This is a genomic window from Paenibacillus aceti (assembly GCF_003614185.1).
Lineage (GTDB): Bacteria > Bacillota > Bacilli > Paenibacillales > Paenibacillaceae > Fontibacillus > Fontibacillus aceti.
In genome coordinates, this window is sequence record NZ_KZ987724.1 from 1,014,159 (window position 1) to 1,031,046 (window position 16,888).

Consider the following 16,888-nt stretch of genomic DNA (forward strand, 5'->3'; position numbering starts at 1 on the left):
AATCCGGCTAGAACATGGGGCTGTTCACATTTTAGGGCACGCAAAAGGGGCGTCTTTAAGTCGGAAGATCGACTTTTGAGACAGCCCCCTATTTTGACATGCTTCAATTAGTTACTATAATACTTCCCCTGCACTTGCTCCTCTTGTTCAACATATACCCGGTTAGTAGGATAAGCGAGGCGGACGCCTTCTTCCTCCAGAATCTGCAGGATCATCAGGTTGATGTTCTGGCGAACGGCGAGATATTCAGCCCACACGGTCGTCTTGGTGAAAAAATAGAAAAAGATGCCCAGGCTGCTCTCATTGAACTCGTTGAACCGGACCATGATCGTGCCAGGATCGATATCATCATGATGCCTCAGCTCGTCTTCAATACGAGATAAGGCCGTGGCCAAGCTCTCCCGATTAGAATTTAAGGCGACGCCGAGGTTAAAGGTAATCCGCCGCTTGCCCATGCGGCTCCAATTCGTGATCGGTTCATTGGCGAGTGTGGCATTCGGCACGGTTACGATGGAATCGGCAAAAGTACGAATCTTGGAGCTCCGGAAGGTGATGTCTTCCACGATGCCCTCGGTGCTGGGCGACATAATCCAGTCTCCCTTCGAGAAGGGCTTCTCCAGAATAATGACCACGCCTCCGAGAATGTTCCCTAGCGTGTCCTTGGCGGCGAGCGCAATCGCTAAGCTTCCCAGCCCCAAGCCCGCGACCAGGCCATTGATGCTGTAGCCCCATTCGCCGCTGACGATCGTAATGATCAGTACGATGATCACTAATCGCATCACCTTGGACAAGAAAGGGATGAGCATACTAGAGTCGTCAATCCCCAACCGCTTGCTGATGCTTCCCAGCAGGAAGGAGGACGAGGCCGACAGATTGAACACTCCCCAACCGATAATGATGACGGTTACACTGCGAAAGATCCGGTTAATAGAGCTCATGAACAGAACATGGTCATGCATGAAATAATGAATCAAGAGGTAGACGCCGATTGCCAGAATGAATAAACTAAGCGGCTTCTCGAAGGCGGAGCTCCATTTATTTGCCATTTCCGATTTGATCCAGCGTTTGTTGATCCAGTTCAACAGGACATGGGTCAGAAATTTGCGCAGCAGGAGGAATACAATCAGGATTCCGATAGAAATGGATAGATCCGTCCATCTGATTGTTTGTACTAGTTGCTGAATCCACTCCAAGTTCACAATTATCTCCTCCATCTGAACGTTCATAGTGTTATATAATAAGCTTGCATAAAAGTAATTATATCTTACCATGCGCCTCAGAGGAAATTAGCAGTAGATCCCTTAATTTGGCGCGCTTCTCAGCACAGTAAGGGTGGATAATGGCCATAAGTCAAAATAATGCACATTAAGGTCAAAAATAGCCCCTACTAGTCAGGCACAGGACTTCTTATTATAGGCTTAAGACAACATGGACTCGAAAGGAGCAAGAAGAATGTGGAATAGGGCGATTGAAGATGCGGTAAGTAAGGTCAGGGCAAATATGGAGCGGTTCGGCACGCGATTCCCGCATATCAGCACGAACGGCGTCTATCAGCTGAATGACAACGAGGATTGGACGAATGGATTCTGGAGCGGGATGCTGTGGCTGTGCTATGAGTACACGGGGGATGAGGCTTTCCGTCAGAAGGCGATCGAGACGGTTAAGGATTTCCGCCGCCGCTTCGATGCCAAGATCGTGCTGGACCATCATGACATCGGTTTCCTGTATTCGCTATCCTCGAAGGCACAGTGGATCATTGAAAAAGATGAAAGCGCTCGCCAATTGACGCTGGAGGCGGCTGATCTGCTCTTGAAGCGCTGGCGTCCAGCCGGAGGCGGCTACATCCAGGCCTGGGGACGGGAAGGAGATCCGAAGGAGGCCGGCCGGATTATCATCGACTGCCTGCTGAATCTGCCGCTTCTGTTCTGGGCGGAGCAGCAGACGGGAGACCCGAAATACCGTGAGGTTGCCGTGACACAGGCCGAGAAGACGAGACGTTATATTGTGCGCGGGGACGATAGCTCCTATCATACCTTCTTCTTCGATCCAAGCACCGGCGAGCCGATCGGCGGAGCTACGCACCAAGGATATACGAACGGATCAACCTGGACGCGGGGACAAGCCTGGGGCGTGTATGGATTCGCACTGGCTTATCGCTACACAGGCGATCCACTATTCCTGGAGACATCCAGACGAATGGCTCGTTATTTCCTGGAACATCTGCCTGAAGATCATGTGGCTTACTGGGACTTCAATGCTCCAGTCGATGAGAATACCTATCGTGACAGCTCAGCCTCCGCTATCGTAGCGGCAGGTCTGCAGGAACTGCTTGAACATCTGGATGAACAGGACCCGGATCGGGCTTACTTCAAGCAAGGCTTGACCGATTCCTTGACCTCCCTGGTGGAGAATTACTCCACGATCGGCGAGGATGCGGAAGGACTTCTGAAGCGCGGCTCTTATTATGTGCGCGGCGGCCTGTCGCCGGATGATTATATGATCTGGGGCGATTACTACTATCTGGAAGCCTTGATGCGCCTTGAGAAAGGCTTTAAGGGGTATTGGTATGAACGATAAATTATATTCGGTCTTCTCGTTGCTCCATCTGGAGACTCCGGAATTAGCGGATGTAGCTATAGCAGTCAAGCAAAGCCGCTACGAGGATGCGCTGCTGGCCTTGCATCAATATTATCGACAGCGTGAGATCCCGGGTGGCCGCTGGACGAAGGAAGAGACCGTTCAAATGACGGATTACGTCAAGCAGAACTGTGCGGATGAAGTGGCAGCGGTCATGAAGACGGCGGATGAGGTCGTTGAAAATACTTTTCTGTTCCAGTTCCCTTGGGATATGGAGCGTACGCAGGTTCCAGTTACGTTCGAGAGGAAGATAGATTGGAACTATATTCCCGACGTCGATCCGGAATGGTCGTATATGCTCAATCGACACCGTTACTGGATCGCCCTGGGTCAGGCCTATGCTATGACCGGGGACGAGCGATACGCAGCGACAGTATGTCGCCAGCTTGAGGATTGGATCGACCGCAATCCGGTGCCGAGCGAGCCTACCAGCGATACGCTAACCTGGCGTACGATTGAAGCTGGGCTGCGCGGCAGCAACTGGATCAAGACGCTGCGTTACATCTGGGATTGTCCGCAGTTCACGCCGGCCTTATTGGCCAAGCTGCTGATTTCCTTGTCGGAGCATGCCCGGTATTTGGCCGCCGCCTTCACCAGCTGGCGAAGGATTAGCAACTGGGGAGTTCTGGAGACCAGCGGGCTGCTGCCGATCGCGTTATATTTCCCTGAATTTACGGAAGCCCAGCAGTGGCGCAGCCTTGCCAAGCAGAGACTGGAGGAGACAGCCCGTATTCAGGTCATGGCGGACGGAGTACACTGGGAGCAATCCCCTACCTATCACCATGAGGTGCTGAACTGCTATCTGGACTGTCTTTATTTTGCCAAACTCCATGGATGGAAGCTGAGTGAAGACTTCCGTAGTAAAGTGCATGATATGGCCGTAGCTTCCCTCTACTGGGCCAAGCCGAACCATAGACAGCCTATGCTGGGCGACAGTGATGACAATGATGTTCGCTCGATCTTAAGCTTAGCTGCGGCCTTGTTCGCGGATGAGACCCTGCGGTTCGCTGCGGATAAGCGGCTGGATTATGATAGCGCGTGGCTGCTTGGCATCGAAGCAATTGGAAGCTACGACAGCCTGACTTCTGCTGAGCCGGCTGACATGTCCCGCGCCTTCATCCACTCCGGGCATTATGTGATGCGTTCGGGCTGGAGTGAGCAGGATCTCTATCTGTACTTCCATTGTGGCCCGCTCGGTGGGGGGCATGGCCATGCCGATATGCTGCATATTGATCTCCATGCCTACGGGAAAGACTTGCTGACTGATCTGGGGAGATACAACTACAGCGATCATACACCGCTCAGACGGGCACTCAAAGAAAGCGCAGCCCACAATACGACGACGGTCGATGGGATCGGCTTTACGGAAATCGCAGACACCTGGTCCTTTCACCGCATCGCCGGGCCGTTAGGCTGCAAATGGATCAGCCAGCCTGATTATGATTATGTCGAAGGCGGTCATGACGGCTATCTTCATCTGGATGATCCGGTATTCGTGAACCGCAGAATTATTTTTATCAAGCCGCATTATTGGCTGCTCGTGGATCGCTTCCATAGCAAGGGGACGCATCGGTTCACCCAGCATTTTCATTTTGCTCCGGGCGCCATTGAGCTTGAGGACGGCTCGTTAATCTGCCGCACGCGCAATGAAGACGAAGCTAATTTGCTCATGATCCCGGTTCCGAGTGAGGGCTTGCAAGCTGAAGTCACTGAGGGCGTCATATCCCGGGAATATAATCTGCTGGAATCAAGCAACAACGTAACCTATTCCAGAAGCGGAAGCGGGATGACTACGATGCTGCAGGTCCTGTATCCGCAGCGGGCTGGCGAGTCGGCACGTCCGCAAGTGAGCAAGCTTCCGGTGTATCGTCATACGGGGCAACAGGTAGAGGACGCGCAGGCGGAGGCTTGCCGCATTGTCCATCCTGAGCTGGACGGGGAGCATATCCTGGTCATCAGCCACCAGGTTCCCTCTGGCCATTATGATTCCTATGTAGTGGATGGCGTGCAGATTTTCGGTGAAATCGTCCTTATTTCCGGCGTAGCCAATGAGAGGAAGATAACCGTAATTAATTAATGAATGCTTAAGGGATGACAACCTGCTAGAATAGAAATGCAAGTTCACCTCAAGTAGAGAAAAAGGTTGAGAGAGGCGCTGAAGTGCATGTTCAAATTAACATACTATAGAAGGATTCAGTTGTCATTCCTTTTGCTTATTTTTATTCCGCTGATCGCAGTTTCCACCGTATCCTTCCTATTAATCCGAAGCTCTATGGTCGAGAAGCTGCAGCTTAGCAATGAGAATTTCCTGAACGTCATGACGGAAGAGATGAACAAGACGGTCGATGATGTGACGTTCGCATCGCATTTTATTGTAAACGATACCAATGTTCGAGCAAATCTGAAATCCTTTGCCGATACGAAACGGTTGGATAATTATCAGGATTATGTGCTGTTCACGCAGATCCAGGATCTGTTCAATCTGATTAATACGAAGCCGCTCAACAATAATATCCGTATGTATCTGGTGAATCGCCAGAATTTCCTGATCTCCTCCGGCACGGAGGATTTAACCGGGATCACGTCCAGTGTGGACAAGCTGATCAAACGGGTTAATCTGAATGAGCCGGAGAAGCTGCAGTGGCTCGGTATGACTGACAGTGCCCTGGGCAACAGAAGCTATTATATTGCCAGAGTGATCTATGACAGTAGAGAGAAGCAGTATATATCTGTGCTGCTGGTCTCGATCTCGGAAGCTTACTTCACGAAGCAGCTCAGACCTATAGAATTTGGCAAGGTAGCGATATTCGATTCCTCCGGTGAACGGATCGCCGGAGACGAGGGATTGTCGTTGGATAACGTAAATTCTGACGGCAGTGTCCGAACGGTTCGCAATATCTCCAAGTCCAGCTGGAATCTCGTCTACGAGGCATCTGAGAAAGAATGGGCGGGCCAGATCTCCCGTACCTTCTACATGGGATTAATCGCAGTCATTCTGTTATTTATCGTCTTCTCCGCAACTTCCATTCTGATTGCCAAGCGGCTGCATAGCCCGATTCATAAGCTGCAGCGGGTCGTTCGTCAATTCGGATTGGGCAATCTGGATGCCAGGCTGGAAGTCAAGGGTCGGGATGATATTGCAGAATTGGGCAACACCTTGAATACGATGCTGGATCAGCTGCAGCAATTGATCCATGATATCGAGCAGGAGCAGGAGCAGAAACGGGTGATGGAATTGGAAGCGCTGTTTATGCAGATTCGTCCGCATTTCCTCATTAATACGCTCAATTCAATCAAGTGCAGCCTGATTCTGTCGAATGACAAGCTGCATAGCGGGATCATCGATTCGCTGATGAGCTTGCTGCGCGCTTATTTGAAGGTGAATGAACCGACTAGTCTGGCAGAAGAATGCAAGCTGCTCGCTCATTATGTAGATATTATGAAGGTACGAAATGAGATTCCGCTCAAGCTCGTGATCAATCTCGATCCGGCAACCGAAGGACTGATCGTTCCTAAGCTTATATTGCAGCCACTTGTAGAGAATGCGATTGTGCACGGATTCGTAGATCATCCATCGCCTAGAATCACGGTCAGCTCAAGGCAAGTGGCAGACAGGGTTATTATCGAGGTTGAGGATAATGGAGACGGTATCGAAGAAGAATTGGTGGGTCGGCTTAACCGCAGACTTATGTTCGATGATGATGATGACAGTTCCTACGAACGGGTCGGCTTGATCAATGTCGTTCAGAGATTAAGACTAACCTTCGGTGAGGAAGCGGCGATGTCAATGATTAATCGGCAGGAGGGCGGAGTGACAGTGACTCTGTGTTTACCTCTAGGCACTCATCATGTTTTACAGGGGGGAATGAATAGATGTATAGAGTGATGCTCATTGACGATGATGTTCCCATGTTAAAAGTGCTGCAGCAAATGATCGATTGGGAGGCCAATAATCTGCAGATTGTCGGCACCACATATTCCAGCGTGAAGGCGATGCACATGTTCGAAGAGGTGCAGCCTGATATCGTCATTACGGACATTGGCCTGCCGCAGAAGAACGGAATTGAGCTTGCCGACAGCTTCACTTCTATTAAGCCGGATGTCCGGGTGATCTTCCTTACCTGTCACGAGGACTTTAATTATGCACAACAGGCGGTTAAACTGAAGGCCGATGATTATCTGATCAAGGATCAGCTTACAGCGGAACAGCTGGAGAAGAGTCTGGAGAAATCGGTCACCATCTTGAAATCGAGGACAGGCCTGATCCGCTGGAAGACCTCGAACTATAATAGCCAGCTATTTCGTCAGGATTTATTGAAGAGAGTGGTCGACCAGGCTCCGATGGAGATGACGATGGCATATGCTTCGCAAATCGGAATCTCCTGGAATTATCCCTGGTTCCTGCTGGGGATTGTGAATGTGCAATTCTCCAGCTTCGACAGACGTTATAAGCAGAGTGAATTTCCGTTGATCATGTATGCTATTTATAATATCGCGCTTGAGCTGTCCGAATCCTGTGAAGGAGTTACGCCGATTCTGGAGAAGGACAATCTTGCGATTCTATACAATTTCCGGGTCAATCTGGCTCAGAACGCGACTCTTCACTTCAATAATTTCATACAGCAGTTACGTTCTCAGTGTGTTAATTTTCTTAAAATTGAGCCAAGCATTGTCACCGTGACAGATAAAATGGAGCTGGATTCCATCGGCCCCGTGTATCAGCAGGTTTTGCAGAATAAATTCGAGTTCTATGAAGACTCTGATTACATGATTACGGATGCTTCCCAGCATGCAGCACCGATGTTCCAGGCGGCTCCGCAGGGCTTCCTGAATAGCTGTGTATCTCAGCTGGAGCAGGCGGTCATCAAGCATGACTTGTCCTCTATACACCATACCTTGCTGGAAATCGCCGATCATGCGCGGGAATTGATGATCGATCCGCGCGATTTTGAACGGGAGCTGTCTTTTATGCTGCGGGGCATAGAATTGATGTTCTCCAATTTGAAATTTGATGAGGATCTGTTCAAGTATTTGAAGCTATCGCGAACCTTGAGTGATTCCATCGAACTGATCGAGAGGAAGCTGGTTCAAATTACGGAGAGCCGGGACAAGCAGGGGACGAGCACGACACAGGAGCCGAAGCTGCAGGTCATTCAGCAATATATAGAGCAGCATCTCGCTGACAATATTACATCCATCGATATGGCGCGCTATCTGTACTTGAACCCGAGCTATTTCTCCCGCTATTTCAAGCGGATGACCGGGCTCACCTTCACAGATTATGTGCATCAGTATAAGATGAAGCTGGCGACCAAAATGCTGAAGATGTCCAATCAGAACCTGGAATCGATGGCGATCGGGCTTGGCTATTCGGATCGGACCTACTTCTCCAAGGTGTTCAAGAAATACGTCGGTTTGACTCCAAGCGAATATAAAGCGAAGTATTCGGCGCGTAAATAAGGAATATAGAAAAGCGTGGTAAATTGTTAAACAATTTGCTGCGCTTTTTTTGCGTCTTTAGAGTGATCTATCGCTATTTTTAGGTCAAAATCGTGCACGCTCCTGGTCATAATCACTCCTTCTTCGCGTCTTACGATGTATTACTATAATGGTAACTTATTAATTGTAGAGGTGATACAACGTGGAGGCAGTAAAACAACCTGTACCGGGCACCCAAAGAGAACCACGGAAGAGATTTATGACGCCACATCGAAAGGAAGCAATGATCGGTTGGCTGTTCCTAGCTCCGGAAATCATCGGCATGTTGTTTCTTAACGTATTCGCGCTCGGTTTCTCCTTATATCTGAGTTTATCCAAATGGGATTTACTATCAGGGGTTAAAGGAATTGAATTTATCGGGTTTGGCAACTATGCGAAGCTGTTCAATGATCCAACGATCTGGCAGGCTGTGAAGAATAATGTTCTCTATATGATCATGACAGTTCCGATTCCGATTGCCATCGCTTTCGTCTTGGCTGTTCTGATTCATAACAGCGTATTCTTCAAAGACTATTTCAAGGTAGCGTTCTTCATTCCGTATATTTCATCAATTATCGCAGTTGCTGCGGTATGGAGCGCCTTGTTCCATCCATCCCTTGGGCCAATTAACCAATTCCTGATGGATCTCGGGATTTCAGCTCCGCCAAAATGGCTGGTGGATCCGAAGACTTCCTTGCTATCTATCGCGATTATCAGTTCATGGGCAAGTCTGGGTTACACCATTATCATCTATATGGCGGGATTGACGAATATCTCGAATGAAATTTATGAAGCAGCTGAAATTGACGGGGCGGGCCCGTTAAAGAAATTCTTCTCTATTACGGTACCGATGCTGCGCTCGACAACCTTCTTCTTGCTGATCACGATGCTGATCGGATCATTCAAAGTATTCGATATTATCGCTTACCTTACCGAGGGCGGACCGAACAACTCGTCTACGGTGCTGGTATACCGGATTTATGAGGAAGGCTTCAAATACTATAATATGGGCTACGCTTCCGCCATCTCCTGGTTGCTGTTCGCCATCATCGGCATTTTAACAGCGGTGACCTGGAAAATGAGAAATGAAGACTAGGGGGAATATCGAATGCAACTCATCAGAAAAAACATGTCAAAATTGATAATCACCGTCTTCATGGGTGCTTTATCCGTAGTGTTTCTCATACCGCTTGTGTGGATGGTGTCGGCAGCTTTTAAATATGAGAAAGATGTTATGCGCTTTCCGATTCAATGGATTCCTGAGAAGATCAATGTAGCGTATAATTTTAAGACGGTCTGGATGGGGAAGGTTCCCTTCTATGAATTCTATTTCAACTCGTTCAAGATCGCGATTATTACGACGATCATTACACTGATCATCTCATCCATGTCAGCCTATGCGTTGACGAAGATTAACTTCAAAGGTAGAAATATTGTGTTCCTGGCGCTGCTATCCTTCATGATCATTCCGGATCAAGCGACCTTGATTCCGCGCTTCTTGCTGATCCGCTGGTTCGGACTGTATAACACGCATGCGGCGATTATATTAATGAGCATGTTCTCGATCTACTTTACATTCCTGCTGCGGCAATTTATGATTGGCGTCAGTGATGAATTTATTGAGGCGGCCAGAATCGATGGAGCAGGTCATCTGAAGATCTTCAACTCGATCATGATTCCGCTCTGTAAGCCGGTATTGGCTACTGTAGCTATCATTAAATTCATCTGGACCTGGAATGACTACCAGAATCCACTCATCTTCTTGCTGGACAAGGATCTGTACACGATTCCGCTGGGGATGACCCTGTTCCGCGATGACTTCACGAATAACTATGCGATTATGATGACCGCAGCAGTATCTGCAATCATTCCGCTCTTAATCGTATTCATCGCTCTGCAGAAGCAAGTTATTAACGGTATCGCACTTGGCGGCGTAAAAGGCTAATTGACTGAAATTATATCTCGCGGGCTTACGGGCCCGCGGGTATTCCAAACTTTAAGTAAGCGTTGTCAAAAAGTCAAAAATGTATTCCTATAACATCAAAATTTTGCACTTGGCCTATAAGGCAACCGCCTATAATGATAATTGAAACAAGCACACAACACTAAAATTTACAGTGCGGGGGGAAGTTCAGATGCAACAAAAGAGCAAAAAGAGTCTATCGATTATTCTTGGCACACTCCTGACGATCAGCTTGATACTGAGCGGCTGCGGTAAATCCGGGAACTCAGGAAATTCCGCTTCCAATGGGGCTGCGGCTAACGCTAACGGCGGGAACACAGCATCCGAGAAGCAAGTTACGATCAAGTATTACAACTGGGATAATGATGCTCAGGCCGCAGGAACAGATGCGATGCTGCAAGAATTCATGGATCAGAACCCGAACATCAAGGTTGAGCATGTCGTTCTCGTCCCTGGTGATTCCGTTGAAATGATGAAGAAGCTCGATTTCTTGATCTCCTCAGGAGAAGCGATCGACGTTGTGCAAATGCCAAGCTTGGGCAGCACGATTGAACGCGCAAGTCGTGGAGCGCTTGCTCCGTTGAATGAGTTCTATGAAAAAGAAGGCATCGTTCCTGAAGATGAATATTATGTAAACGCTAAAGTTGACGGTAAATATTATGGCATGCAATACACCAAGAGCATCAACTATGTTATGTTGAACAAAGATGCATTGGATGAAGTTGGACTTGAAGTGCCTAAGTTCGGATGGACTTGGGATGACTACCGTGAATATGCCAAGAAGCTGACTAAAGGCGAAGGCGTTGACAAACGTTACGGTACTTACTTCCATACTTGGGAGCTCTACATGAACGCTCCTGCGCAGACGATGATGAAGGATCCGTTCGTATATGAAGACGGTACAACGATTCTGGCTGACCCATCGTACAAGTACTTCTTCCAGTTGCGTAAAGACATGGAAGATGTAGATAAGACAGCTAAGCCTTACTCAGACGTTCTCGCGGCGAAGCTTAACTATCGTACAGAGTTCTTCAACGAAGAAGCAGCTATGATTCTGACAGGTAACTTTACGATTGCTGACCCAGGTAATACCGAGCAATATCCGCATAACTTCAAGACAGCATTCGCACCGGTACCAGTGCCTCCGGCTGGAGCTGAGCCAAAAGGCTATGAAGGCAAGTATTTCACCAGCGGTTCACAAATTGCTATGGGCGCAACTTCCAAGAACAAAGATGCTTCCTTCAAGCTGATGAGATTCATGACTACAGCTGATTCGAAGAACAGACAAGAATTCTCCGGCTACAAGAAAGCAAACAACGAAGAGCTGATGACGAAGCTGGTTGCTGGTAAAGAGGAAATGTATGATATGGATTCGCTCAAATACTCTCTGTTCAGCGATGACATTCAATTCCTCGGCGCTGCTGAAGTAATGACAAATGCAACTTCTGAAATCACAAAAGTCATCGATGATGGCTTCAGCAAATTCATGCTTAGCAATGAACCGATTGATGAAGTTCAGAAGTGGATGGTAGACGAAGCAACGAAACTCATCGACGAAAAAGGTTTTGTGAAATAATCGGTTGATGAAACAGTAAGATTTATGTTTAACTATGGATTGGAAGGGCCGTCTCAGTGATCTTACATATGAGGCGGCCCTTACTATTATTGTGAAACTCTAAAATAGGAGCAGAGCGATGAACAACGAAACCTGCAAGCTTGTAGAACGACGGCCTGCAAAGGTCTGGACGGAGGCTTTTCCGGTCGGTAATGGGAGACTTGGAGCCATGGTATTCGGCGGGATCTCCGCCGAGCGGATTGGGTTAAATGAAGATTCTGTATGGTATGGCGGACCGAAGCAGCACGACAATCCCGAGGCATTGGGGAAGCTGGAGGACATCCGCACGCTGCTTCGCAGCGGAGAGACGCAAAAGGCGGAGACCTTGGCGCTGACACATTTTACGAATACCCCGCAGTATTTTGGACCTTACCAGCCGTTAGGTGAGCTGCTGCTGCAGTTCAAGTCCGGCGCGTCAGATGCTGCTAATTACAGACGGGAGCTGAACTTGAACACGGGCGTAGCTTCCGTAAGCTGGGAAGAGAAGGGGATTCGCTATGAGAGGGAGGTCTTCGCCAGTGCGGTTCATCAGGTGCTTGTCGTTCGTATATCCGCATCGGAGCCAGCATCCATTCATTTAACAGCCCGATTAAGCAGACGCCCCTTTGATGGAGACATTCAGCGAGAGAATGAACGCACTCTGGCGATGGAGGGTATCTGTGGACCGGATGGGGTTAAATATGCGTCCGTACTTCATGCTTATACGATTGGCGGCAAGTGTCAGACGGTAGGCAATTACCTGGATATCCAGTCCGCTGATGTCGTTACTCTGCTGCTCGCCGCGCAGACGTCGTTCCGTTGTGATGATCCTTACCGGGAAGCTCTTAAGCAAGTGAAATCCGCTGCATTGCTTCCCTATGGGTCATTGCTGGATGAGCATATCGCCGATCATCGTGCTTTATTCGAGCGGGTAAGTCTGGAGATCAAGCCGGCGGATACAGCCGGAGCTTCCAAGGCCTATGCTGAAAAGATGAGCATGCCTACTTCGGAACGGCTGCAGCTCTATCGGCAAGAGGGGGATGATCCCGGGCTTGAGACGTTATTCTATCAATATGGCCGCTATTTGCTGATGGCAAGCTCAAGGCCGGGCAGTCTGCCTGCCAATTTGCAGGGCATCTGGAATGAGAGCTTCACACCGCCTTGGGAGAGCGATTACCATCTGAACATTAACTTGCAGATGAACTATTGGATCGCGGAGACGGGGAATTTGCCGGAATGCCATGAGCCATTGTTCGATTTCATAGATCGCCTGGTCATCAATGGACGGAGAACGGCGGCCTCTCTGTATGGAGCAAGAGGGTTCACAGTCCACTCTACCTCGAACCTGTGGGCGGAGAGCGGCTTGTTCGGTTCCTGGACCCCCGCGATCTTCTGGCCGATGGGTGGGGCATGGCTGGCGCTGCATCTATGGGAGCATTATCGCTATGGGCAGTCGGAAGCTTTCTTGCGTGAACGAGCTTATCCGGTACTGAAGGAAGCCTCGTCGTTCTTCCTTGATTACCTTGTCTTCGATGAGAACGGGTATCTAGTGACTTCGCCTTCGCTCTCGCCGGAGAACAGCTATGTGAATGAGCGAGGGCAGGTCGGCTCCTTATGCTCCGGTCCTTCGATGGACTCACAGATTATATATGCGTTATTTACCGCCTGTATGGAAGCAGCGGAGACTCTGGGTCTGGACGAGGAGTGGATCGGGCAGTGGAGCGGAGCGCGGGCGAAGCTGCCGCAGCCGCAGATCGGGCGCTACGGACAGATCATGGAATGGGCTGTTGACTATGAGGAGCCGGAGCCGGGTCATCGCCATATTTCGCATTTATTCGCTCTTCATCCGGGAGAACAGATTATCCCACATAGAATGCCCGAGTTAGGGGAGGCCGCCAAGGTGACACTGGAACGCCGCCTGAAGTACGGAGGCGGGCATACCGGATGGAGTCAAGCGTGGATTACGAACTTCTGGGCCAGACTCGGCGAAGCAGAACGAGCGCATGATAGCCTGCGCGAGCTGCTGGTCAAGGCGGTGCATCCGAATCTGTTCGGAGATCATCCGCCGTTCCAGATCGATGCTAATTTCGGCGGAGCGGCCGCGATCCAGGAGATGCTGCTACAATCCCATGGCGGCGAGCTTCGCTTGCTTCCTGCTTTGCCGTCTTCGTGGGCGAGTGGCTCTGTCCGAGGGCTACGTGCCAGAGGCGGTTACGCCGTAAATATAAGCTGGACGGAAGGGGAACTCGAAGCGGCTGAGATCTACGCGGAGAATTCCCGGGACTGTGTACTATTCAGCAAGCAGAAGCTTACCGTTCTTGATTCCGCGCAAGCTCCCGTACCTATGGCAAGCCTATGCTTGGGCGCAGGCTCGGGCTATCAATATACATTTGCGGCGGAACAGGGAGAGACCTACCAGATTGTTTTAATGAGGGAGTGAATAAAAATGGAGCATGAATTGAAGCAAGAGGCAGATTATCTCTCGGCTCTGCCGACCCCGGAGCAATTGGCGTGGCAAGACATGGAACTGGGATTATTCTGTCATTTCGGGATCAATACCTTCTGTGATCAGGAATGGGGAGAGGGGAAGGATTCGCCAGAGTTATTTGATCCACAGCAGCTGGATGCCCGGCAATGGGTTAGAACGGCGAAGCAGGCGGGCTTCCGTTATTTTGTGCTGACCGCAAAGCATCACGACGGCTTCTGCCTGTGGCCTACCTCTACGACCGATTACTCTGTAGCCTCTAGCCCATGGAAGCATGGACAAGGGGATGTCGTAAGAGAATGCGCCGACGCTTGTCGAGAGGAAGGGATCGGCTTCGGTATCTATCTGTCTCCTTGGGACAGACATGAGCTATGCTACTCAGATCCCGAGAGATATGATGATTTCTACTGTCGCCAGTTGGAGGAACTACTCACGGGATATGGACCGCTGGTGGAAATCTGGTTCGATGGCGCTGGCTCCGAGGGACGTGAGTACGATTGGCGCAGAATTATGAGACTCGTCAAGCAGCACCAGCCGGAAGCTATGATCTTCAATATGGGGGCTCCTACGATCCGCTGGGTGGGTAATGAGGACGGCCTTGCCCCGTATCCTTGCTGGAATACGGCAAAGACGGCCAAAGGCAGCATGTTCAGCGAGGCTTCCTTACAGTGGCTGCCTGAGACAGGGGCTTGGGTGCCTGCGGAATGTGATGTGCCAATACGTAAAGATCACTGGTTCTGGCATCCGAATGATGAGAAATCGCTATTGTCTCTGGAGCAGCTGATGGATATCTATTATCGGTCGGTCGGTCATGGGGCAACACTCCTGCTCAATGTATCCCCGGATACTCGCGGGCTGCTGCCTGAGGTCGATGTGAATCGCCTTCTGGAATTCGGCGAGGAGATCAGACGCCGTTTGGCGCAGCCTTTGGCTGAGACTTCTGACTGCGGCCACTTGATTGAACTGGAGCTGTCTGCTCCAGCGGTGATTGACCATGTAGTGCTGATGGAAGACATTGCGTATGGTGAGAGAGTACGTCAGTATACTCTTGAGGTCTTCGCGGACGGAGCTTGGAAGGAAATCGTACATGGCAGCGCAATCGGTCATAAGAAGATCGATGTTCTTGCTCCTGTACGGATCGAGAAGATTCGGCTGCAGATTACGGAAGCAGCTGCTAATCCGATCATACGGCAATTCGCTATATACGGTTCTCAGTCCACAACTACGCAAGGGACAGAATAAAAATCATCCTAATCGTACAAAAAGCTGGCTCAAAGGTCTAAAGAAACTTAGACGCATGAGTCAGCTTTCTTATTAAGAAGAATATATGTTCGATTTGTGCCGCCTGTGGAATAGAGCAATCGTATCTTGAACATTCATATTATTAGTTTAAAACAAAAAAATATATAAGTCTATACTTAATTTTCCATCTGCTTTATGCTTTGAATACCCGGCCGGGCCATTCATGAATTATAAAGGAGGAGTATAGTTGAGTCTCCGCTCATGGGATGGAAATTTAAAGATTCGCTTAACTGGTGAGACATTGTTTAACTTGTTTTATTGGATGTATTTTCCTTTTCTTACGATTTATTTCGCAGAAGGATTGGGGAATCAGACCGCAGGGATATTGATGAGCATTCCTCCGTTAATCGGCGTAGCTGGCGGAATGATCGGCGGATACTTAGCGGATGAGCTTGGGCGCCGTCCTGTAATGATCGCTGGCGTTCTATTGCAAACTGTGATGTTCGCTTTTTTTGCCGGCTCAAGCTCTTATGTGATGAATTATTTGGCCTTCATCGGTGCCGGGTTGGGCAAGGCGCTATACAGACCCGCAAGCGATGCTATGGTCGCGGATCTTGTACCGAAGCAGGAACGTCGTCAAGTCTTTGCTACCTTCATTACAGCTAATAATATCGGGGCAGTAGTCGGCCCTGCGATCGGAGCGGTCTTCTTCTTCCGATACAGAAGCGAGCTGCTATGGGGTTGCGCATCCATCATGTTATTTTATTCTATACTGATCTATCTCAAAGTTCGGGAGAGTATGCCGTATGCCAAGACTAGCCCAGGAAGAGGTAGGCTTAAAATATCCACTATATTTATCTCACAATGGAGAGGATATGGCGTGATTTTTCGTGATAGGAACTTTGTGCTGTATATTGTTGCCGGCGTGTTCTCCATCATTACGATCATGCAATTGGACTTGTATCTGGCGATTTATGTCAGGAACCATGTTCCTTCACAGCCGTTATGGAGTTGGCATGACAGAACCCTCATGCTTGGGAGCACGGAAATCCTGGGCTGGGTGCTGGGATTGAATGGACTTCTGTTTGTTCTCGGCGTATTACCTGTAACGAAATGGTTAAAAGGCTGGAAAGACCGGGATGTATTTGTCCTATCCTGTATTTTAGCGGGAGGCGGTATGTTTGCAGTCGGATTGACAACGAATATTTGGTTTTTATTCTTGTTAACGATTATTTTTACATTTGGAGAACTTGTACGCTCGCCCATTACTAGCAACTTTGTTAGCAATTATGCCCCAGCGGATATCAGAGCCCAATATATGGCCGCTTCAGATCTGCAGTTCACCATCGGAAGATTCATCGCGCCAGTCACTGTATTTCTGTCTGCATGGCTGCTGCCCCTCGGCGTCTTTAGCGTTATACTAATCTGTGCGTTAATCAGCATGGTTCTTTATATTAAACTATACCGAAATATTTGAGGTCAAGGGTAT

11 protein-coding genes are annotated in these 16,888 nt (G+C 49.2%); 10 read left to right on the top strand and 1 reads right to left on the bottom strand.

Annotation, left to right across the window (positions count from 1 at the left end; translation table 11 throughout):
* Positions 1 to 107: 107 nt before the first annotated feature.
* Positions 108 to 1,199, bottom strand: coding sequence for a mechanosensitive ion channel family protein (locus BFJ94_RS04610; protein WP_229717121.1), 1,092 nt, complete (start codon positions 1,197 to 1,199; stop codon positions 108 to 110).
* A 253-nt stretch (positions 1,200 to 1,452) separates the two neighbouring features.
* On the opposite strand from BFJ94_RS04610, the gene BFJ94_RS04615 reads away from it, so the two are divergent.
* The 10 genes from BFJ94_RS04615 (at position 1,453) to BFJ94_RS04660 (ending at position 16,876) form a co-directional block, all read left to right on the top strand.
* Positions 1,453 to 2,577, top strand: a complete 1,125-nt coding sequence (locus BFJ94_RS04615; protein WP_120461609.1) for a glycoside hydrolase family 88 protein — start codon at positions 1,453 to 1,455, stop codon at positions 2,575 to 2,577.
* The gene (locus BFJ94_RS04620) at positions 2,567 to 4,714 is read left to right on the top strand and encodes an alginate lyase family protein (RefSeq protein ID WP_120461610.1); all 2,148 of its coding nucleotides are present in this window, start codon (positions 2,567 to 2,569) and stop codon (positions 4,712 to 4,714) included. Before BFJ94_RS04615 ends, BFJ94_RS04620 begins: the two co-directional genes overlap by 11 nt.
* An 87-nt stretch (positions 4,715 to 4,801) precedes the next feature.
* Complete coding sequence (locus BFJ94_RS04625; protein WP_120461611.1) at positions 4,802 to 6,523, top strand: sensor histidine kinase; 1,722 nt, start codon at positions 4,802 to 4,804, stop codon at positions 6,521 to 6,523.
* Positions 6,511 to 8,097 (top strand): response regulator transcription factor, encoded by a 1,587-nt coding sequence (locus tag BFJ94_RS04630; RefSeq protein WP_120461612.1) that lies wholly within the window; start codon positions 6,511 to 6,513, stop codon positions 8,095 to 8,097. The genes BFJ94_RS04625 and BFJ94_RS04630 overlap by 13 nt, the downstream gene beginning before the upstream one ends.
* A 181-nt stretch (positions 8,098 to 8,278) precedes the next feature.
* Positions 8,279 to 9,211, top strand: a complete 933-nt coding sequence (locus BFJ94_RS04635; RefSeq protein ID WP_120461613.1) for a carbohydrate ABC transporter permease — start codon at positions 8,279 to 8,281, stop codon at positions 9,209 to 9,211.
* Positions 9,212 to 9,223: 12 nt separating this feature from the next.
* Positions 9,224 to 10,060, top strand: a complete 837-nt coding sequence (locus BFJ94_RS04640) for a carbohydrate ABC transporter permease (protein ID WP_120461614.1) — start codon at positions 9,224 to 9,226, stop codon at positions 10,058 to 10,060.
* A gap of 190 nt (positions 10,061 to 10,250) precedes the next feature.
* On the top strand, positions 10,251 to 11,654 hold the full coding sequence (locus BFJ94_RS04645; RefSeq protein ID WP_120461615.1) for an ABC transporter substrate-binding protein: 1,404 nt from the start codon (positions 10,251 to 10,253) through the stop codon (positions 11,652 to 11,654).
* Between the two features lie 118 nt (positions 11,655 to 11,772).
* Positions 11,773 to 14,112, top strand: a complete 2,340-nt coding sequence (locus BFJ94_RS04650) for a glycoside hydrolase family 95 protein (RefSeq protein ID WP_120461616.1) — start codon at positions 11,773 to 11,775, stop codon at positions 14,110 to 14,112.
* 6 nt (positions 14,113 to 14,118) lie between these two features.
* The gene (locus BFJ94_RS04655) at positions 14,119 to 15,399 is read left to right on the top strand and encodes an alpha-L-fucosidase (RefSeq protein ID WP_120461617.1); all 1,281 of its coding nucleotides are present in this window, start codon (positions 14,119 to 14,121) and stop codon (positions 15,397 to 15,399) included.
* Positions 15,400 to 15,646: 247 nt separating this feature from the next.
* Positions 15,647 to 16,876, top strand: coding sequence for an MDR family MFS transporter (locus BFJ94_RS04660; RefSeq protein ID WP_120461618.1), 1,230 nt, complete (start codon positions 15,647 to 15,649; stop codon positions 16,874 to 16,876).
* Positions 16,877 to 16,888 lie beyond the last annotated feature (12 nt).

What these genes read in the sequence shown, in the direction of transcription:
- BFJ94_RS04615 (WP_120461609.1), top strand. Translation starts at nt 1,453, where the DNA reads ATGTGGAATAGGGCGATTGAAGATGCGGTAAGTAAGGTCAGGGCAAAT.
- BFJ94_RS04620 (WP_120461610.1), top strand. Translation starts at nt 2,567, where the DNA reads ATGAACGATAAATTATATTCGGTCTTCTCGTTGCTCCATCTGGAGACT.
- BFJ94_RS04625 (WP_120461611.1), top strand. Translation starts at nt 4,802, where the DNA reads ATGTTCAAATTAACATACTATAGAAGGATTCAGTTGTCATTCCTTTTG.
- BFJ94_RS04630 (WP_120461612.1), top strand. Translation starts at nt 6,511, where the DNA reads ATGTATAGAGTGATGCTCATTGACGATGATGTTCCCATGTTAAAAGTG.
- BFJ94_RS04640 (WP_120461614.1), top strand. Translation starts at nt 9,224, where the DNA reads ATGCAACTCATCAGAAAAAACATGTCAAAATTGATAATCACCGTCTTC.
- BFJ94_RS04645 (WP_120461615.1), top strand. Translation starts at nt 10,251, where the DNA reads ATGCAACAAAAGAGCAAAAAGAGTCTATCGATTATTCTTGGCACACTC.
- BFJ94_RS04650 (WP_120461616.1), top strand. Translation starts at nt 11,773, where the DNA reads ATGAACAACGAAACCTGCAAGCTTGTAGAACGACGGCCTGCAAAGGTC.
- BFJ94_RS04655 (WP_120461617.1), top strand. Translation starts at nt 14,119, where the DNA reads ATGGAGCATGAATTGAAGCAAGAGGCAGATTATCTCTCGGCTCTGCCG.